Consider the following 21,859-nt stretch of genomic DNA (forward strand, 5'->3'; position numbering starts at 1 on the left):
TCCCTCCAGTTTCTATATTTCGGACTCAGGCTTGTTCACAGATTATTTTATGCCCAATTTTTCTTTGTTCAGCTTCATCTTTTCACTGCGGATTTCCACGATCTTATCCCAGCTGTTGGCATCCAGGAAGGATTTGTAGCCTGCAAGGATACTGTCGAACTCGGCTTCGCTCTTTGACCGTATCATGCTTACCAGCGCTGTGTTCCAGTTCGTATTAATTGCTGTCAATGCCCGTGCTTCCGGGGTACCTTGGTCAGGGTTAATGTTCTCAAGAATGAAATGCGGTTTCAGCTTGCCTTTGCCCCATTCCTGCATTTGTTTAATAGATTCAGGGAATGCGTCGTCGCTGATAGATTTATGACGGTCATGCCCGAAGAACATAAATTCACCCATCCGGTAGTCTTTCTTGAATTTATCCGCATTGTTGAGCTGCAGGTCTTTAATGGCAGGCAGCAATTCCACCTTGCCCTGATCGTTTTTCTTATAGGTTTCGCCTTCAATACCGTAGTTCATCAGCATCTGGCCTTCTTCGCTGAGCAGGTAGGTGAACAGCTGAATGGCTTTGGCCGGATCCTTGCTGTCTTTTGTAATGTAGCTGATCATCCAGCCGGTAATCCCGGACTGATTCAGGGTTGGCTGATTTCCAACAGTGCTTTGCGGACCGTCAATGGCAATATACTCCTTGCCCGGGTTGCCGCTCATGAAGATTTGCAGATTGCCGCCTTGCTGAGGTGTGCCGTCAAGGAAAATGGTAGCGTATTTGCCGGACTTCACTTTTTCCTCAAAAGCGGTTCCGTCATCGGCAAAGCTGTCATCGCTGATATTCCCGTCCCGGTAGACGGCATTAAGCGTTCTCAGCCAGGCCAGATAATCTTCATCCAAATTGCGGTTGTAGAATCCGCCATTGCTGTCTTCCAGCGGCACCCCGATAAAGTCCTGCAGCACATCGCCCAGGGATCCGCTGCCTTCACCGATAGAGTTGAAGCCGAAAGGAATCATGTCCGGGAACTGTGTTTTGATTTTGTCCAGTACACTCTTGAATTCTTCCGGGGTGCCCATGCTTGGCTTTCCAAGTGCTTCGTATACATCCTTGCGCACAATAAATGCGGTTTTGGCCGGGATGTTACCGCTGTCATAATCGGCCTGCGTATTGGAATAGTTCGGGTAGCCATAAGTTTTGCCATCCTTCAACTGAAACCAGTTCAACGTGTCCTGGGCTGCAACCTTATTGAAATACGGATCATATTTTTCGGCCAGATCATTTAACGGAACCGCCCAATTTGCGGCTTTTTGCACGATTTGGGAGTTCGAGTCAAAGATAGTCAACAGATCCGGCATTTTGCCGCCGGCAAAAAATGTGTTTAATTTGGTATCGTCACCGGTAATGAATTTAATATTAATATTCAGATCCTCTTTGATCTTCTTGGTCACTACATCCTTGCCGAAATCGGTGTTCCACCAGTCTGCATTCACATACCAGGTAAGCTCAGTGGTTTCTTCCTTTTTGTCCAGCGTCCATGCCGGTTTTTCCGGGTCCGGTGTGTAACGGTCTTCTATGGATACCATGTTATTTTTAGATCCGCTTTTGGAATTGCCGCCTGATCCGCAGCCGCTGACTACCAGCATGACAGCCATCAGTGAAATACACAGCTTGAGCCCTTTTGTAGCGAATGCTCTGTTCATCTTTTTGTCCATTGTGTAACCTCCCATTTTTTGTAAACGCTTACTTGAGACTTCACAACTGTCTGCTTTTTTCTCTACTGCTCTGCAAGTGACCTCTACTCTTTTACCGCCCCCATCATCATGCCAGAGATAAAGTACCTTTGTAGCAATGGATACATTACAACAATCGGCAAGGTGGTAATGACAATTGTCGCAAGTTGAACCCCTTTGGTGGTCGTTTCGATCACAGCTGATCCTCCGATATTCTGCATGGATTGCGTTTGAGACTGCACAATAATTTCATACAGCTTCATTTGCAGCGGATATAAGTTTTGATCGGTAATATAAAGTTTGGTTGTCATGAAGTCGTTCCATTGTCCGACACCGTTGAATAAGGCAATCGTAGCCATAGCTGGCATGGACAGCGGGATGAATATTTTGAGAAAAACACGCCAATCGCCAGCGCCGTCGATCTTGGCTGATTCTTCAAGCGAATCCGGCACATTTCTGAAGAAATTCATCAGTATGACAACATCGTAATAGCTGAAGAGTGCGGGAATAATGTAGACCCAGAAGCTGTCGAGCATCCCCAGGGATTTGATCAGCAGGTAGGTTGGAATCATCCCGCCCGAGAAAAACATGGTGATGACGCCCATAGCCACGTACAGCTTGCGGCCGCGTAAATACTTTTTGCTGAGCGCATAACCGACCATCGCACAGAAAAATACATGGGTAATGACGCCGATCAGCGTTTTGGACACCGAGATAAAAAACGATTGCCAGATGCTGCTGTCCCGGAAGACGGCGCGGTAATTTTCCATTGAGAACTCTTTGGACCAGAATATAAACCCGCCTTCCGCCAGCGCCCGGCCTGAACTGAGTGAAGAAATAATGACATTCCACAAAGGGACTAGAATAACAACGGTAACAAGCACTAGCAGCGTTATATTAATGGCATCGAAGATTCGGCTGTCGAGATCTTCCTTAACCGCCTTTCGATTCATGGGAAGGCCTCCTTCTATAGGACTGATTGATTGTCATTCAATTTGCTGGTAATCTGGTTGGCGGTCAGCAGCAGAATCACCGATACAATGGATACGCCCAGCCCGACGGCGGTAGCATAGGAGAAATCCCCCTGTGTCATCCCCATACGGTACACGTAGGAGTTGATGACTTCCGCTTTAACCCGGTTTTGCGAATTCATGAGTACGAGCGTTTGATCCAGGTTTGATCCCAATAAACCGCTTACAGTTAAGATCAGATTTAGACTGATAATAGGCTTCATGTTAGGCAAGGTAATATTCCAGATTTGTCTCATCCGGCCTGCGCCATCAATTTTGGCTGCTTCATAATAGGTAGGATCGATCTTGGACATGATGGCCAAATACAGAATCGTTCCCCAGCCTGCCTCTTTCCAGATATCCGACAAGGTGGCAATCCACCAGTACTTCCCGGCATCCAGCAGAATGTTCTGCGGCTTCGAGATAATCCCCAGATTAAGCAGCAGCTCGTTGAACAGTCCGGTAGTCGAGAACCAGGTAATCAGCATGCCGCCGAGCACGATCCAGGACAAAAAATGCGGCAGATAGGAGATGGTCTGTACAAATTTCTTGAAACGTCCCATGTTCAATTCATAAATCATAATGGATAGAATGATGGGAATAACAAAACCGATGGCCAGCTTCAGAAAGCTGATTCCCAAGGTGTTGATGACCGCGTCCCAGAAGTATTTGTCGGATAGAATGATTTTGAAATTATCCAATCCTACCCAAGGAGCAGTATCCAGCGTATCAATGACCGTGTAATTCTTAAAGGCAATAGACAAGCCGTAAATCGGAATGTAGCAAAAAATAATCATAAAAATGATGCCCGGGAGAACCATGGACTGAATCTCCCATTGTCTCTTATAATCAACCACGAATTCTTTGATCTTTTGCCCCATTGATCTCTTCCCGGCTGACGGTATGGTGGCTAATTTATTCACATTCCGCACTCCCCTCGTATGAAAGTCCAAGCTATAAAAACGTTTTTATTTTTGACAGTAAAAACCCCCTAGCGCATAATTATAAAAAGAGTCCGGAATTGTTGCTCCCTTGTTGCACTCTATCTCTGCTTAATTCCGGCCGATCTTCACTTGACTAGAACCCCGCACGACCAGCTCCCCGGCTAATTTCTGTGCCTGTCCCTGCTCTTTCTGCTGAATCATACGGACCAGGTGGTCTATGGCCATAATTCCTTGTCTGGCGATCTGATTGCGCACCGTGGTAAGCGGTGGTGAATAATACGGAGCGATATCAATATCATCGAAACCTATTACGCTGATGTCCGAGGGGACTTCGTAGCCATAGGTCTTCAATGCCTGAATACATCCCATCGCACTCACGTCATTTCCGGCTAAAAAGGCATCGGGTATATCGTCAGGATTGAGGTGGAGATAGGATTTCACGGCAATATAAGTACTTTCTTCCTCAAAATAACCTTGCAGAATATACTCATCCTTAATCGGCAGTCGTGCCTCACGCAGGGCTGCCAGATATCCTTCCTTACGCTGAACACTGTCCAGCATCGTATCCACCCCGGATATGTAAGCAATTTTTTTGTGCCCGAGATTGATCAAGTATTTGGCAGCCTCATAGCCAGCGATATAGGAATCGAATATCACACTGCCCATCGTTTCGTTCTCGATCACCCGGTCCAGGAATACCGTCTTGATCTTGTCTTTCAGCATCACGTTAATGTCATCGTCATCAATTTTGAGTTCTTCGTAAATAATGACCCCATCCACGCGCCGGCCCAGGATATTGCTCATAATTACTTGTTTATCTTTGGTAACAAACACATTCAGTCCGTATCCTAAACGGTCGCACTCACGGGCCATGGTTTCAACCAGCTTATAAAAATATGGACCCGTAACACTTGTAGTGAAGAACCCGAGCATTTTGGTCGTACCGGACTTTAACAGCTTGCCGTTCAGGTTGGGAATATAATTCAACCGCTGAGCAACCTTGAGCACATGAGATTTAGTCTCCGGACTCAGCACATCCACATCATTCAACGCGTTGGACACAGTAGAAATTGAGACGCCAGCCTCTCTGGCAACGTCCTTGATTGTTATCTTTGCCATGAAATTCGTCCTTTGTTATAAAAACGTTTTTATAAATTAAAATTATCATAAAACCGTTTTCATTTCAATAGCTAATTTGAAAACATTAACAGCCCTCCGGCAAACCGAAGGGCTTGGTGAAACCCTACTTCTCCACAAATAGAAGCAATTGCTTACAACGGCAGTCCATCCTCCAGCTTGCTCAGCGCTTCATCCAACACTGCCGCGAAATCCTCTTCCGGGTGTTCTGCATAATGAAGCATGACCGAGATGTTCACACCGATGACCGCTCCCGCAAAAGTGCGAACTGCGAGATCATTCGGCTGACGGCCAACACGCCCCGCTACCATCTCCGCAATCAGCTGCATCATCTGCGTCATGCTGTTCATCATTGCTGACCACAGCTCAGGAATCGCAATCACAAGCTGATTCCGTTCGCGCATCGTAGCCAGCTCATCTTCCGACATATCTACTACCTCGGACATCATGGCATTTTTCAGCGCCTGGAGCGGACTAAGTTCGGACGGCTGTGCCTCAAAGGCAGACACGAGCAGAGGATCATAATTATCACGGGTCAGCACATCCTCCTTGCTTGAGAAGTAGCGAAAAAAAGTGCTGTAGGAAATTTCAGCAGCTTCGGCAATCTGTTCCACAGTGGTTGACTTATAGCCTTGCTCACGGAACAGCCGCAGGGCATGCCGTTGAACCTCTGCCATGGACTTCGCCTTTTTACGTTCACGCAATCCCATGTTTCGTTTCCCGCCTGTAGGCATAGTACACACATCCTGTCCTGTTAAAATTAACTTGTAATGAACTTTCCCCTTATTTCCATATGTCAGTTCACAATAAGTTCTACTACTCCCTGTCCTCCGTCCACAATTACACGGTCGCCTGTCTTCAGTCTTGCTGTCGCACAACCGCAGCCGACAACAGCCGGGATACCCAATTCTCGGGCTACGATAGCCGCATGCGACAACGGCGCACCGATGTCGGTTATAATGGCCGCAGCTCTCGGAAACAGCGGTGTCCAGCCTACATTAATCGTCGAAGCCACCAGAATTTCACCGGCTTGAAACTGCTCTCCCTCTTCCGGTTTGGCCAGTACACGCACCCGCCCTTCAATCCTTCCAGCGGCTCCGGCAGAACCCTTCAGCCTTTCGCCATGAGGGTGTTCAGATAAGGGAACCGGTCGGGAAGCATCGTAGTAATCCAGCCGCCGTTGCGGATCCTTGGCCCACTTGAACGGTTCAAAACGTCCCCGGAGCATCGAAGGCAGCGGCGGCAATGACTGATACCTTGCATACGTTTGCTTGCGTGCAGAAAAATATTGTACAGCAGTCAGATTACCTGTGGCAAGCCAATCCAGAATCTCATCCAGATATAGAAAAAAAACATCCTCTCCTATTCCCGCAAGCTCACCTGCTTTAAGCGCAAATGCGCGGTTCACCCGCATCGTTCGGGTCCATTCGGAACGGACGGCTTCCCGCAGGCGCGGGCCCTCTGACACTGCCTCTATCCGCCGGGCAATCCGCTTGGCCTTTGCCGGGAACTGCTGCTCGAACGCCTTCAAGGCTTCTCTGCTCCGGACCCGCTGTCTCTGCAGAATGTCCTCCACGTCCATAGGGGCCTTGCAGAACTCAGCGATCTGCTTGTCCAGCCACGCGTCATCTTCTCCCGGGTCAGGATACGATAATTCCATTTCATTCGGTCCCCGGTGGCCATACTTCACAAGGTATTCCTTCCGGCTCATTTCTCCCTTTATTACTCTGGAGATTCCGATCAGCGGCCCCAGGCTTTCCAGCTCTACGGAGCCCCCGGCGTTGGACAGCAGCCTATTGGCCTCTTCTTCTCCGGCCGCCTCGCTAAGCTGCTTATGCAGCTTCTCAAACTTCTGCATTTGGGCAGAGGGCGCTTCCAGCGCCGACCACAGCGCCGTGACATTCTGCGGCCACAGCTCCTGCCTCCAGAGTGACAGCAGTTCCTCCCGGGTTGTTGCCGCTTGGAGTCTGGTTGTCAGCCGTCTGCACCACTCCGGTGAATCTTCCAGGAACTGCGGAAGGGTTCTAACGGTCTGGCGAGTTTGTTTCATACTATGCATCATCTTGGGAAGCACAGTCTTGAGCAGCTCCCGTTTGGTAAATGGATATACCGGCAGAGCCATGCCTTCAGGAAGCTCTCCAAACACCCGGCTCATTTTCTTCCATATCGGCTTGGTATTCAGTCCAAATGCCGAGAACATCGATACCGAAAGACTAACATTAGTGTACACCCTTCCGCAAATATTGCCGGACATCACATAATGCCCCGGAATAATATTGTACTCTTCATCCAGGGAGCGCAGGATAGACCAGGTCAGAGGAGTTAAGACACCGGAGATGGATTCGCCCACATTGGTATTGGTCCAGAGAAAATCACCAGCCAGCGAGTCGTTGATCTCGAATGTATTGCGGTTTCCCGGGTTCAAGGTCGTAACCGGTCTCGTCTGCAGGAGGTAGACCCGCCCCTTTGCGACCGCCCACTCGATATCTTGGGGAGCTCCAAGCTCCTTCTCCAGCCGGCATGCATACCGGTATAACTTGGCTGCATACCGCTTGAACTCACCCGGGCCTTCATATCTGCCCCGGTTCCTTGCCAGCGTGAAGGAATATGCGTCGCTCTCGCCTGAAACTAACTGTTCTCCCAGCCCATAGACATAATTCCCCGGCAGAACCGTGCGGCTGCCTGTTATGGGGTCAGCGGTGAACAGGACTCCGGAGATTTCCGAGTGAATCATCAGCTGCACGACAATGGCAACCTTATGGGAGGAGTCCATGTCCTGCATGGAGCTGTAGACTTGAACCCGTTCGCTATCCTTTGAGTGATACACCGTGTACATCGCTTCACGAATCTGTTCATCTGTTTCCACGTTCAACACCGTTTCGAATTCCCCGGCAAAAGATGCCTCCGCCGAATCTTCACTTAAAGCCGAAGATCTGACAGCAAATCGTGCATTCTTATGTATCATGCGGATTTTCTGCAACCTGGCTGCACTTTCAGTCCAAGCCTCTTCCTTTAATTTATCGCTTTCAAAGGCCGAAGGAAAGACAACAAATCCCTCCGGCACAGGATATCCCGCCTGAAGCATTCTGGAGAGCATCGCTCCCTTACCTCCTGCTTCGACATATTGCTCCGGGCTTAGCTCGGCGAATCCTCGGATCATCTGTCCCATATCCAATTGCTCCTTTTGATATATTTGAAACTTTATTTAATTTGATATTTAGTTTCATTTAATACTTTATTCCACTATTGTATTAAACGTCAAGCTTTACTTCATCTATCTAGGGCGTGTCTTCAAACCGCTTCCCCGTCAAAACCTGCTGCTGTATGCCCTAAGGAATCATGGGTACAGTGCCATTTTCTGATCACACGCGGAGAAAGGCGTTTCGCCACCAGGTAGTTTTTTCGGTGGAGGCTTACGTCTCGGTGTTTCAAAGACTTCACTCTTCTTTCGAAGGCTTGTGTGTGCGACTGGAAAGTGTATTCTTGGCTCTGAGTACAAACGGACCGAGTTGCACTTATTTGGGGCTTTTATCCTGTTACAGGAGGAACGGACTCCAGCGCAGTTATTTCTCCCTGATGGACGTTTTTAAAGAGAATGCAGAGCAGTAAGGTCGCCTGGGTCCGCAAAAGAGAATAAACAGGGATTTTACTCTCCAGAGCTCTTCCAATTTGAAGACATGCTCTAGTTGATTAATTCCGTCAACAAAAAGGGTGTTCTCAGCAGTTATGAAATGGCTGCTAAGAACACCCTCGTTTGGTGAACAGGATAAACATGAGCACTTGGTGCGAATACTCCGCGACCGGACCGTTGGTCCAATCACTGTGTTCCACACTTTTTTTGAACTTGTTTTGCAAAATATATCAATGGTTCCGATAGGTAATATCTAGCCCATCGAGATATTAACATTCCAGAAGGAGGTTGTCTTATTTCAAGTCATGAACAAGATCAGCCTTCGGAGCTGCAGGAACAACTCACCCTACTCAATTTTTTGCTGATTTGGCTTGGTCCTGTATCCCTTGCCGCGGGCAAGTTTAGCTTTGACTTTTCAAAACTTCCTGGGTTATACTTTACCTACGCTTAATTTCCAGCCTTTGGCAGGAAAGCGGGGGAACCAGTCTTTTGGGGCGAATCATTCACAGAATGTAGGGTACCATCTTACCCGAGTCCGTCAGCTAACCTCGTCAGTAGTGGATGGGTCTGCTTTTTTAGGTATATTCATAACCAGAGACCCTTGCTAAGGGTCTCTTTTTTGTATTCTCATGACCCTGCTGGCAGCAGTTTGGCTATCGACCTCAAGGCTCCCTTTTTTCTCACACTATGAGACCAAGGAGAGATGCAAGTGCAAAGGGTAAGGTACATAACGGATATCAACAAGGTTGCCATGCTGTCTGAAACGGAGAAAGAAAAGCTGAAGGAGATCACCGGCAAATTTGCCTTTCGGGTCAATGACTATTATCTGTCGCTGATCGACTGGGACGACCCGGGTGATCCGATCCGCAGGCTCGTCATTCCAAGTGAAGGTGAACTTGAGGAGTATGGCTGCTGGGATGCATCCGATGAGGGAATGAATTATGTAGTGCCGGGATGTCAGCACAAATACAGAACAACGGCCCTCCTGATTGTCTCCGAGGTGTGTGGAGCTTACTGCCGCTACTGCTTCCGCAAGCGCCTGTTCCGCAATGATGTGAAGGAAGCACAAACCGATGTGGCTCCTGGGCTGGAATACATCAGGAATCATCCAGAGATCAATAATGTGCTGCTTACCGGCGGAGACAGCCTGATTCTCTCTACCTCTAAGCTGCGCTTCATCATCGAAAGCCTGAGATCTATTGACCATGTGAAGATTATCCGGCTGGGCTCCAAAATTCCCGTATTTAATCCCATGCGCATTTATCAGGACGAAGAACTGCTGGAACTAATCCGTACCTATTCATCGGAGGACAAACGCATTTACGTCATGGCGCATATTAATCATCCCCGGGAAATTACGCCCGAAGCCAAACATGCATTCAGAGCACTCCATAATGCCGGGGCAATCGTGGTTAATCAGACGCCGGTGCTGAAAGGCATCAACGATGATGCGGCGGTACTCGGAGAACTGCTCGACCGGCTGTCCTGGGCCGGAGTCACTCCCTATTATTTCTTCGTGAACCGGCCCATTGCCGGCAACCGCGAGTTCGTTCTGCCGCTGGAGCGTGTCTACAACATTGTTGAGGAAGCCAAGGCCAGAACCTCAGGTCTGGGTAAAAGAGTCCGTCTATCCATGAGCCACTCCTCCGGTAAAATCGAGATACTGGCGATTGAAGACGGCAAGGCCTATCTGAAATACCATCAGTCCAGAGCGCAGGAGTACGGCAAATTCATGATCCTGGAATGTCCACCGGATGCGGAATGGTTCGATGATCTTCCCGGCAGCGAGAAGCACTGGACCCACCCTACTTCCACTTCCCAGATCCCGCAGCTCCTATAAAAGCCAGCACAGTCCCCTTGTATCAGCATCGGGACTGTTTAGCGTGTTTACCGGCTATTCCATCCCCTGTGAGAACAGCTTGCTGATGAGCGCTCTCCGGCTGGAAACGCCGGTCTTAGAGAAGATGGATTTCAGGTGATCCTGTACGGTGTACGCAGAAATATGCAGCGACTCTGCCAGCTCCTTAGTGGATAATCCGCGGGAGAGCATCTCGGCCAGCTGCTTCTCCCTCGCGGTCAGCTGGCAGGCATCGGCCAGCAGCCGGAAGATCTCCGAGGACTTGGCATAGACAAAAGCAACAGCCAGCTCCGTCTTCTTGCCGCTGCCTTCAAGCCTGCTGGCCGTAACTGTCAAGTATGCCCCATCCTCGACGCGCAGGCATAATTTCGCCTTCGAAGGCAACCCTCCTGGTTCCGTATTCTCACCAAGTGCCCGCAGGCATACGGCGTTGACCGGCCGGGGGAGAACACCGTGATCCAGCCGTTCCAGCTGCTGCAGACGGTTCAGCCAATATTGAGCCGCACTGTTCGCGCTGACCGGAAGCAGCTGGTCCGTCAGAATCATGATTCCACTGTCCTCCGGTGCGGTATCCATCCGTCCCAGAGGGGGCTCGGAGGCATAGCTGCGGAGTGCGCCGGCAATCAGCGGAACAACAGATGATATCACTGCACACTCGTGCTCTTGAAATGGAGGTTCGTGCTGCGACCGGAACAAGGTTAAGAACCCCCAGCAGCCACCGCCTTCAACCAGCGCAGCCCGGAGCTCGTCGCCCAGGCCCGCAGGCTGGAGGACGTTGCGGTAACGTTCACTCCGCCCGGGCTGCCCTTCCGTTACACCACTTAAACAGGCGACCGGCACTGCCGCAGCGGCCAACTGCTCATATTTCATATAATCCTCATGCAGATATTCGTATTCAAACAGCTGCGGGTGCAGATCCTCAAGACCCCGCTCTGTGATCGCCCCGGTGGACAGCAGCGTATGCGGGTCCACGGTAGTGCAGCAGGCAGCGGTAAACGGAATGTACTGCCGCAGCTTGGAGATTACCGCCTCCCTATATTGCGGAGATGTCATTCTCATCTCCTGCCGGTTGATTTCCAGCGTCCTCAAGCCTTTTAGAACCTCGCTCATCCTGATGTCCTCTCCAAATCCCACATATGTGGGATAGCCTATTCCGTGTTTAATCCTGATAATTAGTAATAATTCTTATTATATATCAGGAGAACTCACATTCAAGCTATAGAGACAGGAGCAGATATCATGCAAGAGAAACATTTACATCATGCCAGAGACTGGGAGCATCCCGATGTTCAGCATTACGAGACAACAATCGCTGCAAAAATACCGGGGTATCCTCTGCTCTATGACATCATGGAGCAATTGCTGAGTGCACACCTCGGCGGTGAAACTCCGGCAGACCTGCTGATTGTCGGGGCCGGAGGCGGTCAAGAATTGATAACCCTCGGCGCTCAGCATGAGCACTGGCGGCTGACTGGCATTGATCTGTCAACGGCAATGCTTGAGCTTGCCCGGCAGCGGATGCAGCGCACGGAGCTGGCCGCTGAAATCACTCTCCAGCAAAGCACGGTTGATGAACTGGACAAGAACAAGCTGTTTGACGCCGCCACTTGCATGCTGGTGCTTCACTTTGTCAAGGAAACCGGACAGAAGCAGCGGATGCTGGAAGAAATCCATAGCCGGCTTCAGGAGGGGGCGATACTGGTTGTGGCAACCTTAAGCGGGGACGTCCGTTCTATCCCCGGGTCCTTGCCGCTGAAGGCGTGGAAAAACCACATGCTGGCTGGCGGGATTTCCGGGCAGGAATGCGAATGGTTCGAGCATTCCATCGGTGAAACCTCCTTCCCCATTCCGGAATATGAACTTCTAGCGTTGCTCGCAAGCAGCGGGTTCTCCGGTGTCACCCGCTTTTTCAGCTCCTATCTGATTGATGGCTGGTTTGCTGTGAAGCACGGAAAAGAGGTTGCGGAATGAAAACAGATATAGTGGTTGTCGGCGGGTATGGCCATGTCGGCGCAGAAATTTGCCGGCTTCTGGGAGAACAGCATCCTGGAGTGGTATATGCGGCGGGCCGAAGCCTGGAACGTGCGGAACAATTCTGCAGGACGAGTGGCGGCAAAGTGAAGCCGCTGCGACTTAGTGTGGGAGAAGCGATAGATGAAGAACTGCTGAAGCGGACCAAGCTGGTGGTCATGTGCCTGGATCAGCAGGATACCTCGTTTGCGGAGGCTTGTCTGCGCAGCGGAACCCATTATGTCGATGTGTCGGCAAATGGGGAATACTTCCGGCTGCTTCAGAGCCTGGGAGACACAGCAGCCGGGCTCAAGGGTACAGCTGTTCTAAGCGTGGGGCTTGCTCCCGGCTTAACCAATCTGCTATCCCTCAAAGCGGTGAATGAACTGGATAGATGTGAGCGCATCGACATCTCCATCATGCTGGGTCTGGGCGACAGTCACGGCCAAGCTGCCCTGGAATGGACGGTTGATAGTCTCGGCTCTGCCTTTGAGCGTGTGGAGCAAGGACGCAAGGTTGCCGCAAGGAGCTTCACGGAACGCAAGCAGGTGAACTTCGGTGGTACGCCGGGAACGCGCAAGACCTACCTTTTCCCTTTTTCCGATCAGCAGATTCTGCCCTATACCTTGAAGGTCCCTTCTGTCGCTACACGTTTATGCTTTGATTCCCGGGCGGCCACCTCCGGCATCGCTCTTATGCGAAAAATTGGCTTAACCGCCCTCTTCCGCAACAAAGTCATCCGCAAGCTCACAGTCCAGGCTTTCGGCAAACTTCGGCTGGGTTCAGAACAATATGCGGTCAAAGTCGATGCTTATGGTGTTCGGGGCGGTAAAGCTGTTGTCATGGAAGCCGGTATCGAAGGAATACGGGAATCCGTAATCACTGCCAGAGTGGCCGCCGGGGTTGCCCTGAGTGTATATGAGGAAACCCATCCGGCGGGAATACATCATATTGAACAGCTGTTCAAGCTCAAGGCAAACGGTACGCAGCTCTCCTTGAGTTCAGCAGCCGGAGCCTCCGGCAGGGCCGAATACCCCCTTGACGGGCTTACGTTCTGGTCCGGTGTCCGCTCGCAGTAAGAGGTTCCCGATCTTTATTCTCTTGGCAATTCAATAAGGAATGTCGAGCCCTGGCCCGGCTTGCTGCTCACAATAATCCGTCCCCCGCAAAGGTCGACAATCCGTTTGGCCAAAGGCAATCCGAGCCCGTTCCCGTAAGAAGCCCGTGCTTTATCGCCCTGATAGAACTTTTCAAAGATATGCCGCTGCACCTCCGGGGTCATGCCGATTCCGGTATCGGTAATTTCAACACTCACGTTCTGGGGGGATTCGGTCAAGGTGACGGACAGGTTCCCGTATTCTCTTGAGAATTTTACCGCATTCCCCAGAATGTTAATCCATACCTGCATCAGCAGCTCTTCGCTGCCGTAGAAGCCAGTCTCCGCCAACTGAATCTCCAGATCCAGCTGTTTGCCGCTCCACTGCGGCTCCAGGAGAAGAAGCGCCTGGCGGATCTGCTCATCCAGACTGAACTCTGTTTTTTCAATGATGATTTCCTGGTTCTCCAGCTTCGACAGCTTCAGAATATTGTTGGTCAGCATGGATAATTGCCTGGTGCTGCTAATGATCTTGCCCGCGTATTCCTCTCTTTCCTCGGCCGGAAGATCCGAATTCTGCAACAGTGCAGCATAGCCCTCAATGGCTGTGATAGGCGTCTTGAACTCATGGGATACATTCGTGACAAAATCGGTTCTTAGTGTTTCAATCCCTTGGAGCTCTTGAACCATCTTATTGAAATCCTTGGCCATCTCCCGGAATTCTTCAATCTTAATATTCTCATACAACTGAACATTAAAGTTGCCTTTGGCGACTTCCTTGGTTGCTTCTCTCAGTCTGTTGATGGGAAGCAATATTTTTTGCCCGATGACGGCAGTGATAAGCGTTCCAGTAAGGATCCCCGTAAGCAGTACCGCTGCCAGAAATCCGAAGGCGTGGAATTGGCCCGGCTCGATGATTGTGAACCTCTTTATAACGAATATAATAGTCATCATAAAGACCGCAGAAGACAGCATGATCATAAATACCAGCATCACAAAGGCGAACCATAAATTGCTGAACCTCTTTTTCATATATGCTTCACCGCCTTATACCCGAGTCCCCGGACCGTTACAATCTCAAACTCCATATATTCCCTGAAACGTTCCCTCAGCCGGTTGATATGCACATCCACTGTCCGGGCATCTGTCTCCGTATCCATTCCCCAGATTTCATCCATCAGCTGCTGCCTGGTAAATATCTTGTTTGGATAAGCAATCAGCTTATATAGCAGGAAAAATTCTTTCTGCGGGAGAACCGTACTCTCCCCATCCCTGTAGACCGTTACAGAATCATAATCAAGGGTCACCTCGCCCACAGTCAGCTTGCGTTCATTGACAATCTGCGCCCGGCGCAGCAAAGCCCCCACCCGCAGTACCATCTCATTGATATCAATAGGCTTCACCATATAATCGTCTGTGCCGACCAGGAACCCTTTCTGCTTGTCCTGAAAGCTGTCTTTGGCAGTAATGATCAGCACAGGCAGATTATTATTGGATTGCCTCAAATGCTCAATCAGCTCGTAACCGTCCACTTGCGGCATCATAATATCAGAAATAATCAAATCAATATATTCTGCTTCCAAAATATCCAGCGCACTCTGGCCATCCTCTGCTGCAAGCACCCTGTAGCCATGTTTCCCAAGCACCGTACAGATCAGCTGGCGCAACGTCTCATTATCTTCCACAACAAGTATAGTAATCATGAAATCACCTGCATTCTTTAGCCTTTGATTGAAGTATAGTCTTTCCCTGTAGCTGGAAGCCAGTTGATGTTCAGTTCATATTCGTATGATATGCTGTCAGCAATTCATCAAGCTAGCTTTATTTGAAAGGAAGGTTTACAGATATGCTTCAGCTAAAAAACATCAGCAAGAGCTACACGACAGGTGATTTCACACAGGTAGCGCTCGATAAGGTCAACCTCAATTTACGGGAAAATGAATTTGTGGCCATCCTGGGTCCCAGCGGCTCGGGTAAAACCACCTGCCTGAACATCATCGGCGGGCTGGATCAATATGACAGCGGAGACCTGATCATTAACGGTAAATCCACACAGAACTTTCAGGACAGCGATTGGGATGCTTACCGTAATAATAGCGTCGGCTTCATCTTTCAAAGCTATAATCTTATTGCGCATCTGAGTATTATGGACAATGTCGAGCTGGGAATGACCCTCAGCGGTGTCCCCGCAGCCGAGAAACGGCAGAAGGCAAAAGAGGTGCTGGAGAAGGTTGGCCTTAAGGATCATCTGCACAAGAAGCCGAACCAGCTGTCCGGCGGTCAAATGCAGCGTGTATCCATCGCCCGGGCGCTCGCCAATGACCCCGACATTATTCTTGCCGACGAACCTACAGGAGCGTTGGATACCCAGACAAGTGAACAGATTATGGAGCTGATCAAGGAAATCGCCAAGGATAAGCTGGTCGTTATGGTTACGCATAACCCGGAACTGGCCCGGAAATACACAGACCGGACTGTGGAATTCCGAGACGGTAAAATCATTTCCGACACCGATCCGCTTCCCGACCAGAAAGTAAGCTCTGACTACAAGCTGAAAAAGACAGCAATGGGTTTCTCCACAGCGCTCAAATTGTCCTTCAAAAACATCATGACCAAAAAATGGAGAACGACCTTAACCGCTTTCGCCTCCAGCATCGGTATCATCGGGATTGCCTTAATCCTGGCTCTCTCCAACGGCTTCAATAAACAAATCAACAACTATGAAGCGGGTGCGCTCTCCAATTTCCCGGTGTCGATCAGCCAGTCTGCGATGAGCTTTGACCGCTCGGAAACTGCGGCAGATGATACAGCAACCAGCAAGGAGGAGTATAGCGACTCGCAGGAAATCTATCCATACGATCCGAGCGCCAATACCATTATGCACACCAATGTTCTGACCGAAAAATATCTGGACTTTGTGAAGCAGATTGATCCATCCCTGATCGACGGCCTCTCTTATGCCCGTAAAGTGAATATGAACATTCTAAAATCTGATGATAAAACGGCTACTGCCATCAATACAAGCTACTTCTCCTCATTCCCAAGCAAGGCTGGCGGTGCTCCCGGAAGTTATCTGGAGAACTATTATGACCTGCTCGCCGGTTCGTTTCCGTCCAAGGATACCGACCTTGTACTGATCGTGGATGAGTACAACCAGCTGAATGTTGCTTCGGTGGAAGCGCTCGGCCTGGATTATACTGCGAACAGCATAAAATTTGACGATATTGTCGGTCAAGAGTTTAAGCTGATCCCGAATGATCTGTACTATGTAAAATCCGGTGACCATTTCGTGGTCAATGGAACGGCTGCCAACTTAAGTGATATGTATAACAGCACGGATGCCATTCCACTTCGTATTGCAGGAATTATCCGGGCGCAGAAGGATTCTCCGATGTCCACTATGGCTGCCGGAATCGCCTATTCTGACGATCTGGCGCTCCGCTTCATTACCTCCGCACAGGCTTCCAAGGTGGTAAAGGCCCAGGAGCAGGAAGATGCCGTTAATCTTCTGACCGGCGAAGTGTTTCCCAAAACCTCTGCTCAGACAGACATGATGCCTGGTGCAGCCATGATGCCTGGTGGCGCAGGCAGCAATACGGCTCCTGTGAAAGAAGATGTTCTGGCTGCTCTGGGTGCTACAAGCATCCCGGCTTCGATCTCCATCTATCCGAAGGACTTTGATTCCAAGGAAGCCATCGTGGAGTATCTGGACAAATGGAATGAAGACCTGCCCGAGAGTGATATGATCGTATACACGGATATGGCGGCCATCGTTACCGGCCTGACCGGCGGGATTATGAATGCCATCACACTTGTACTGATTGCCTTTGCTTCGATCTCGCTCGTCGTTTCCATGATTATGATCGCAATTATCACCTATATTTCTGTACTGGAGCGGACTAAGGAGATCGGGGTGCTACGCGCATTAGGCGCACGCAAAAAAGATATCACGCGTGTCTTCAACGCAGAAACCTTTATCATCGGTGCCTTTTCCGGGGTTCTGGCGATAGGAATTACCTATCTGCTGACCATCCCGGCGAACATTATTATTAAGTCGCTCACGGATCTTTCCAATGTCGCCCAATTAAATCCGCTGCATGCCTTGCTGCTGATCCTGATTAACGTGGTGCTCACCATGCTCGGCGGATTCATTCCGGCCAAGCTTGCCGCCAAGAAGAATCCGGTAACGGCGCTGCGCAGCGAATAATCACAAACTACTAAGGGGTGCTCCGACTTCAGCCAGGTCTCCGCAGACATGCTTACGGCTGAGGTGACGGCGGCGCAGTACGCGGTATTCACGACACCGCCGGTGGACGCTACCGATGAGGAGAGACCGGAGACTTTTGCCCAAGTGGTAAAGAGCACCTGGAGATATATCTTCGAGGACTGGTTCCCGGAAAGCGGCTATGTGCACGACGAAGGTAAGCTGAACTTTGAATTCTATGACGAGCGCTGTCTTGCGCGGGTGGATACGGTGATGGAGATCTATATTCCGGTGCAGAAGCGGACGGGGGTGTAGTGTCAGAAGAGGATGAAGGGTTAGACTGGAGGGTATCATGAAACCACTTAGCATTGATTGTAATATGTGGTACAATGGGGCCGAAAGTTCAGTTTAACAATATGCATCCGGCAAAGGAGTTAACCATGACCAGACAACGCAAGATTATCTTAACCATAACCATATTTTACATATTTTTTATTCTTTTTTTTATGTTCTTCGCCTTCGGTAGAGGAGAATCTAACGATCACTCGCTTGGCTACACCTTTATTTTTTTGCCCGACAGCTTTTTTAAGATGCCGTCTCTATCTGAGCTCCTGGATTTCAGCGTCATGGATTTAGTAGATTTTGGGAACACCGCTGCCTTTATCCCTTTCGGTATATTGATTCCATGGTTGTACCGGGTCACCTTTGCCCGGTTCATTACCTTATTCTTTATAGCGATTCTTGTGCTGGAAACCATCCAGGCCCTTTCGTTCCTCGGCAGCTTCGATATTAACGATGCTATTCAGAATACGGTCGGCGCAGCCCTCGGTTTTGGGGCGTACAAGCTTGGTTTCCGTTCCCGGAGCCTCTGGCGCAATCTGGCGACAACGGCTATATCGGGGTTGGTTCTTTTATTAGCCGTATGGGGATTAAGCGGGGCGATAGATAAAGCGACAACCAAAGTAGAAGGCCCGTTTGTGGCGATCAATGAATGGACGGACAGTTCGGGGAATTCATCCGCTGGATACAAGCCGGAGGACGGCTTTCAAATAAGCGGTCAAACTGTAAAGCCCTTGTATAATATGTATGGCGCTGAAGGCGTAGATTCTAGAACGTTCACGTATACGTCTGAGGGGGAGACGATATTCTCGTTCTATAACGGAATCCCTGAACCAACCGATTATTCGGGAAGCATCCGTGTTACCCTCGATGGAAAAGAGATAATGACCGGCTCTGGAGAAGATCAGCGGAGTGATCCTGATCTATTCCCGTCGATATTCAAGATTCCTCTCGAGCCGGGGAACGAGCTGAAGATCACCATTGAGGGGAACCAAAAAGTATGGGATGTCGGGTATAAGCGGATGCAATATTTTTGGAACTAAGTTCATAGCCAGACTGCAATTTGTTTCTTCTGGAAAGTCAAAAGGTAAGCTCCGCTGCAGGAGCTTACCTTTTGGCATTTCTATAGGGGCCAGGCTTACAGCTGAACCGCCACGTAGCTTCCGAATTCAACCATACCCGCTTTGTCCAGCTTGGTTGCATCATATTGCTTGATGACCTCGGCGGTCTTCTGCATCAGCTCTGAACTGTCTGTATCGGCCAGAACGCGCAGGACCACCAGGGTCTCCCCATTCTTCAACTGTTCGGCCAATTTGGTCTTGTACGCTTCCAGGGAATCCACCTCAAGCCCTTGCGTCACATAATAATCATAGGCATTGCTGGTGGCCTGGAACAGGGACAACTCCTGGTCCAGCCAGTAAGCCTTGTCCATCACATACTCTACATCTGTGGCAGTGGCATCGCTGGAATTGTAGAGCAGATAGGGAAGTCCGCTATTGGTAGCATTATTGGTCGGATCGACATTGACCCATTCCGCGCCGATTTTCACTTTGTTCCAGGCGTGATTCACGCCGCTCATGGTTCCTGTGACCACCATCGAAGGGACCTGGGACAGGTCAGCGAGCAACTGGAAGGTGTGTGCATAGCTCATACATACGCCAACTTTTTTGACCAGAATGCCGTAGGTACTGAAGGAATCATTGAATTTGGCATCCACACTCTTGAACTGCTGCTCCTTGGCATTCTCCAGCGCGGCATCGTCATAGGCGGTATTGTCATTCAGATAATCGTAGATCGCCATCTGCTTCTCATCGGCGCTCATACCGTCCTTGAGTGTGGCGGCGATCACTTTATCTGCCTCTGAGAGGATCTCACGCTGTTTGGACGCAATGACCTCGGCTGAATCATCGTACTCCACATGCAGCGTCAGGTTCTGATAATCGTAGCCGTAGCTGCGGAATCCAAGAATGAGCGGGTTCTGATAGACTACTTTTTCCACTACATCGACCAGGGTTCGCGCATTCTGCGCCTCCGGGAAGGCCAGAAGCGAAATTTCGGTCTTTCCGCTGATCAGTGACAAGGCGAGATACTCTTCCAGCGCAGAATCGGCATGAATCAGGTCCGCCCGGATCGTTGAGGCAGGCACGGCCTGCTTGTTCCCCTCATCTACCTTGCTGCGGGTATTTTCCTTCTGCCGGTCAATGGCATTATCGCCGGATTCGCCCGCATTGTCGTTGTCAATGATGGTCGGAACATCAGGGGCAGGCACATACTCCGTATTATTCTCCGGCTCCACATACCCTTGATTGGCCCCTTTGCTCTGGGCGGCTGCAAGACCTGCAATATCGGTATCCGTCAACTGCGTAACCTGTACGTACCCCTTGAGCGCTGTACCTTGAATGGAGTATGGCACATCGGTTGGGCCGGACTGCTGAATCGTGATTGAATCCGTGTCATATATCACAGTCCCCGAGGCTTTGGAGCCGTCAATGAACTGGACAGGTACAGTCTTGGGCAATTCGGCAGCGTTCTTGAACAATTTCAGGTTGATATTATCCTCGGAAGCTACGGTGCGCGGCAGCAGCTTGGACAGCGACACGGTGTCCACCGAGCGGCTGAACCTGGACTCTTTGCCTCCCTGAACAGCGGTGACATAATATTCACCTTGCACATTGTTGTTCTGAAGGCTGGTGATGGTCTCATCCACAATGCCGAGCGCACCGCGCCCGTCCTTCATGAAGTCGTTATAAGAAGTGCCGGGCACCGTCGCAATCTTCAGCGGACGCTGATTCGCATATCCTTGCTCCGCCCCGTTCAGCGCCTCATTGGTATTCTCCATCGTGATATGCGAAGCGCTGTAAATATTGTAGCTCTCTGCGCCCGGCACCTCATTCCATACGAGAGTCAGTCTGCCGTCAGGGCTGATGTCGGCATCCAGAGTCGGTGTGGGCAGATCCGATTTCACCGTAAACGGAATGATAATCGGCTGCTTCAGCGGAGTAGGCGATTTGGCATCCAGGTCATAGTTGAGCCGGATGTAGTACACGGGGGCGTTCCCCCAGGAGCTGCCTCCGGCTTCGCGCAAGGAATCGGAAGGGAGTACGCCGAAGCCGAGCGGCTTGATGGAGTATACGCTTTTGCCACCTACAAGCTGTGAGTCTTCAAGGGTCCCTACCTTGCTCTCCGGCAGTGCCTTGATATCGGTATGTACGGACAGCGTCTTGCCAATTGCCTCTGAGCCAAGATCCGTATTGAATCTGAAGATAAATTCCATATCCTGCTCAACATTATACATAGGCATGATGCCCGGATTGTTGTCAGTATCGTATTTCTGCTTCAGATTATACACCGTCTGCGAAGCGTCCGGCGGAGGGTTCCCTGAAGGTTTCTTCGTTTCTGCAGCCGGACTGGCCGTCGGTGCGGGTGAAGGCGCTGGACCGGCTTCCTTGCCGCCCCCCATGCAGCCTGTTAGAATCATACACATGATGAGCATAATCATTGCCAATTGTTTCACTTTCACTAACGTCCTCTCCTGTCTGGGTTGTCTTAATGAGGGTTATGGTGTGTAATCCAAAATTACCCATTACAAAGCACAGGAGATATATAACCCATTTGGGAACGATTAAAACAAATTTGGGATATTTTATATTTAAGTTATATAAGCAGAGGGCTAACGAGGGGGCGCTGAGTATTCGCGGCAATTCATGTTAAGCATAGAAGGTTTTAACTCACATCTCTATTATTGACTTGAGTCTTGTAAAAAACATGCTGACGAACAAACGAAATTAAAGTCAAACGGTTAGAACTTTTATCGAATAGGCAGACAGAAGAAGGACATCCAGCCTTGTTGGAGAAATTGTCGTTTACCAGACCACAATTTCCAGATAAAGGAGATGTCCCATTCATATGGTAACCCT

15 protein-coding genes, 1 pseudogene and 1 riboswitch are annotated in these 21,859 nt (G+C 50.0%); of the genes and pseudogenes, 6 read left to right on the forward strand and 10 right to left on the reverse strand.

Going from position 1 to position 21,859, the window contains the following annotated elements:
• Window positions 1–42: 42 nt before the first annotated feature.
• The 6 genes from AC3WT9_RS09400 to AC3WT9_RS09425 all read right to left on the reverse strand — a co-directional run bounded on the left by AC3WT9_RS09400 (window position 43) and on the right by AC3WT9_RS09425 (window position 7,973).
• On the reverse strand, window positions 43–1,695 hold the full coding sequence (locus AC3WT9_RS09400; protein WP_341092163.1) for a type 2 periplasmic-binding domain-containing protein: 1,653 nt from the start codon (window positions 1,693–1,695) through the stop codon (window positions 43–45).
• Window positions 1,696–1,778: 83 nt separating this feature from the next.
• Window positions 1,779–2,666 carry a carbohydrate ABC transporter permease gene (locus AC3WT9_RS09405; protein ID WP_341092161.1) on the reverse strand — a complete coding sequence of 296 codons (888 nt, stop codon included), beginning with the start codon at window positions 2,664–2,666 and terminating at the stop codon, window positions 1,779–1,781.
• A 14-nt stretch (window positions 2,667–2,680) separates the two neighbouring features.
• Window positions 2,681–3,604, reverse strand: a complete 924-nt coding sequence (locus AC3WT9_RS09410) for an ABC transporter permease (RefSeq protein WP_341097636.1) — start codon at window positions 3,602–3,604, stop codon at window positions 2,681–2,683.
• Between the two features lie 171 nt (window positions 3,605–3,775).
• A complete protein-coding gene (locus tag AC3WT9_RS09415; RefSeq protein ID WP_341092158.1) occupies window positions 3,776–4,786 on the reverse strand; it encodes a LacI family DNA-binding transcriptional regulator in 1,011 nt (336 codons plus the stop codon).
• Between the two features lie 152 nt (window positions 4,787–4,938).
• Window positions 4,939–5,514 carry an acyl-CoA-like ligand-binding transcription factor gene (locus tag AC3WT9_RS09420; protein WP_341092154.1) on the reverse strand — a complete coding sequence of 192 codons (576 nt, stop codon included), beginning with the start codon at window positions 5,512–5,514 and terminating at the stop codon, window positions 4,939–4,941.
• Between the two features lie 86 nt (window positions 5,515–5,600).
• Complete coding sequence (locus AC3WT9_RS09425; protein ID WP_341378238.1) at window positions 5,601–7,973, reverse strand: PEP/pyruvate-binding domain-containing protein; 2,373 nt, start codon at window positions 7,971–7,973, stop codon at window positions 5,601–5,603.
• A gap of 896 nt (window positions 7,974–8,869) precedes the next feature.
• A riboswitch (cyclic di-AMP (ydaO/yuaA leader) is annotated at window positions 8,870–9,007 on the forward strand.
• A 131-nt stretch (window positions 9,008–9,138) separates the two neighbouring features.
• Between AC3WT9_RS09425 and AC3WT9_RS09430 the strand changes: the two genes are divergently transcribed.
• Complete coding sequence (locus tag AC3WT9_RS09430; protein ID WP_492407548.1) at window positions 9,139–10,275, forward strand: KamA family radical SAM protein; 1,137 nt, start codon at window positions 9,139–9,141, stop codon at window positions 10,273–10,275.
• 54 nt (window positions 10,276–10,329) lie between these two features.
• Here AC3WT9_RS09430 and AC3WT9_RS09435 read toward each other — a convergent pair whose 3' ends face one another.
• The gene (locus AC3WT9_RS09435; RefSeq protein ID WP_341378236.1) at window positions 10,330–11,403 is read right to left on the reverse strand and encodes a helix-turn-helix transcriptional regulator; all 1,074 of its coding nucleotides are present in this window, start codon (window positions 11,401–11,403) and stop codon (window positions 10,330–10,332) included.
• Window positions 11,404–11,532: 129 nt separating this feature from the next.
• On the opposite strand from AC3WT9_RS09435, the gene AC3WT9_RS09440 reads away from it, so the two are divergent.
• Window positions 11,533–12,264: a class I SAM-dependent methyltransferase gene (locus tag AC3WT9_RS09440; protein WP_341378235.1), complete on the forward strand. Its 732-nt coding sequence runs from the start codon at window positions 11,533–11,535 to the stop codon at window positions 12,262–12,264.
• Window positions 12,261–13,382: a saccharopine dehydrogenase family protein gene (locus AC3WT9_RS09445; RefSeq protein WP_341378234.1), complete on the forward strand. Its 1,122-nt coding sequence runs from the start codon at window positions 12,261–12,263 to the stop codon at window positions 13,380–13,382. Before AC3WT9_RS09440 ends, AC3WT9_RS09445 begins: the two co-directional genes overlap by 4 nt.
• 14 nt (window positions 13,383–13,396) lie before the next feature.
• Here AC3WT9_RS09445 and AC3WT9_RS09450 read toward each other — a convergent pair whose 3' ends face one another.
• Window positions 13,397–14,431 carry a HAMP domain-containing sensor histidine kinase gene (locus AC3WT9_RS09450; RefSeq protein ID WP_341378233.1) on the reverse strand — a complete coding sequence of 345 codons (1,035 nt, stop codon included), beginning with the start codon at window positions 14,429–14,431 and terminating at the stop codon, window positions 13,397–13,399.
• Complete coding sequence (locus AC3WT9_RS09455; RefSeq protein WP_341092137.1) at window positions 14,428–15,102, reverse strand: response regulator transcription factor; 675 nt, start codon at window positions 15,100–15,102, stop codon at window positions 14,428–14,430. Before AC3WT9_RS09455 ends, AC3WT9_RS09450 begins: the two co-directional genes overlap by 4 nt.
• A gap of 143 nt (window positions 15,103–15,245) precedes the next feature.
• Here AC3WT9_RS09455 and AC3WT9_RS09460 point away from each other — a divergent pair, with 143 nt between their 5' ends.
• The 3 genes and pseudogenes from AC3WT9_RS09460 to AC3WT9_RS09470 all read left to right on the forward strand — a co-directional run bounded on the left by AC3WT9_RS09460 (window position 15,246) and on the right by AC3WT9_RS09470 (window position 18,985).
• The gene (locus AC3WT9_RS09460; protein ID WP_341378231.1) at window positions 15,246–17,606 is read left to right on the forward strand and encodes an ABC transporter ATP-binding protein/permease; all 2,361 of its coding nucleotides are present in this window, start codon (window positions 15,246–15,248) and stop codon (window positions 17,604–17,606) included.
• Window positions 17,607–17,636: 30 nt separating this feature from the next.
• A pseudogene (locus tag AC3WT9_RS09465) lies at window positions 17,637–17,918 on the forward strand (GyrI-like domain-containing protein); the annotation flags it as partial.
• A 125-nt stretch (window positions 17,919–18,043) separates the two neighbouring features.
• On the forward strand, window positions 18,044–18,985 hold the full coding sequence (locus AC3WT9_RS09470; protein ID WP_341092133.1) for a VanZ family protein: 942 nt from the start codon (window positions 18,044–18,046) through the stop codon (window positions 18,983–18,985).
• A gap of 95 nt (window positions 18,986–19,080) precedes the next feature.
• Here the strand turns inward: AC3WT9_RS09470 and AC3WT9_RS09475 are convergent, their stop codons facing one another.
• Window positions 19,081–21,462: a transglutaminase domain-containing protein gene (locus AC3WT9_RS09475; RefSeq protein ID WP_341092132.1), complete on the reverse strand. Its 2,382-nt coding sequence runs from the start codon at window positions 21,460–21,462 to the stop codon at window positions 19,081–19,083.
• Window positions 21,463–21,859 lie beyond the last annotated feature (397 nt).

Source organism: Paenibacillus sp. EB106-06-01-XG199 (assembly GCF_058791575.1).

Excerpts from the sequence above, each read along its gene's own strand:
- AC3WT9_RS09400 (WP_341092163.1), bottom strand. The coding sequence starts at position 1,695 with ATGGACAAAAAGATGAACAGAGCATTCGCTACAAAAGGGCTCAAGCTG.
- AC3WT9_RS09405 (WP_341092161.1), bottom strand. The coding sequence starts at position 2,666 with ATGAATCGAAAGGCGGTTAAGGAAGATCTCGACAGCCGAATCTTCGAT.
- AC3WT9_RS09410 (WP_341097636.1), bottom strand. The coding sequence starts at position 3,604 with ATGGGGCAAAAGATCAAAGAATTCGTGGTTGATTATAAGAGACAATGG.
- AC3WT9_RS09415 (WP_341092158.1), bottom strand. The coding sequence starts at position 4,786 with ATGGCAAAGATAACAATCAAGGACGTTGCCAGAGAGGCTGGCGTCTCA.
- AC3WT9_RS09420 (WP_341092154.1), bottom strand. The coding sequence starts at position 5,514 with ATGGGATTGCGTGAACGTAAAAAGGCGAAGTCCATGGCAGAGGTTCAA.
- AC3WT9_RS09425 (WP_341378238.1), bottom strand. The coding sequence starts at position 7,973 with ATGGGACAGATGATCCGAGGATTCGCCGAGCTAAGCCCGGAGCAATAT.
- AC3WT9_RS09430 (WP_492407548.1), top strand. The coding sequence starts at position 9,139 with ATGCAAGTGCAAAGGGTAAGGTACATAACGGATATCAACAAGGTTGCC.
- AC3WT9_RS09435 (WP_341378236.1), bottom strand. The coding sequence starts at position 11,403 with ATGAGCGAGGTTCTAAAAGGCTTGAGGACGCTGGAAATCAACCGGCAG.
- AC3WT9_RS09440 (WP_341378235.1), top strand. The coding sequence starts at position 11,533 with ATGCAAGAGAAACATTTACATCATGCCAGAGACTGGGAGCATCCCGAT.
- AC3WT9_RS09445 (WP_341378234.1), top strand. The coding sequence starts at position 12,261 with ATGAAAACAGATATAGTGGTTGTCGGCGGGTATGGCCATGTCGGCGCA.
- AC3WT9_RS09450 (WP_341378233.1), bottom strand. The coding sequence starts at position 14,431 with ATGAAAAAGAGGTTCAGCAATTTATGGTTCGCCTTTGTGATGCTGGTA.
- AC3WT9_RS09455 (WP_341092137.1), bottom strand. The coding sequence starts at position 15,102 with ATGATTACTATACTTGTTGTGGAAGATAATGAGACGTTGCGCCAGCTG.
- AC3WT9_RS09460 (WP_341378231.1), top strand. The coding sequence starts at position 15,246 with ATGCTTCAGCTAAAAAACATCAGCAAGAGCTACACGACAGGTGATTTC.
- AC3WT9_RS09470 (WP_341092133.1), top strand. The coding sequence starts at position 18,044 with ATGACCAGACAACGCAAGATTATCTTAACCATAACCATATTTTACATA.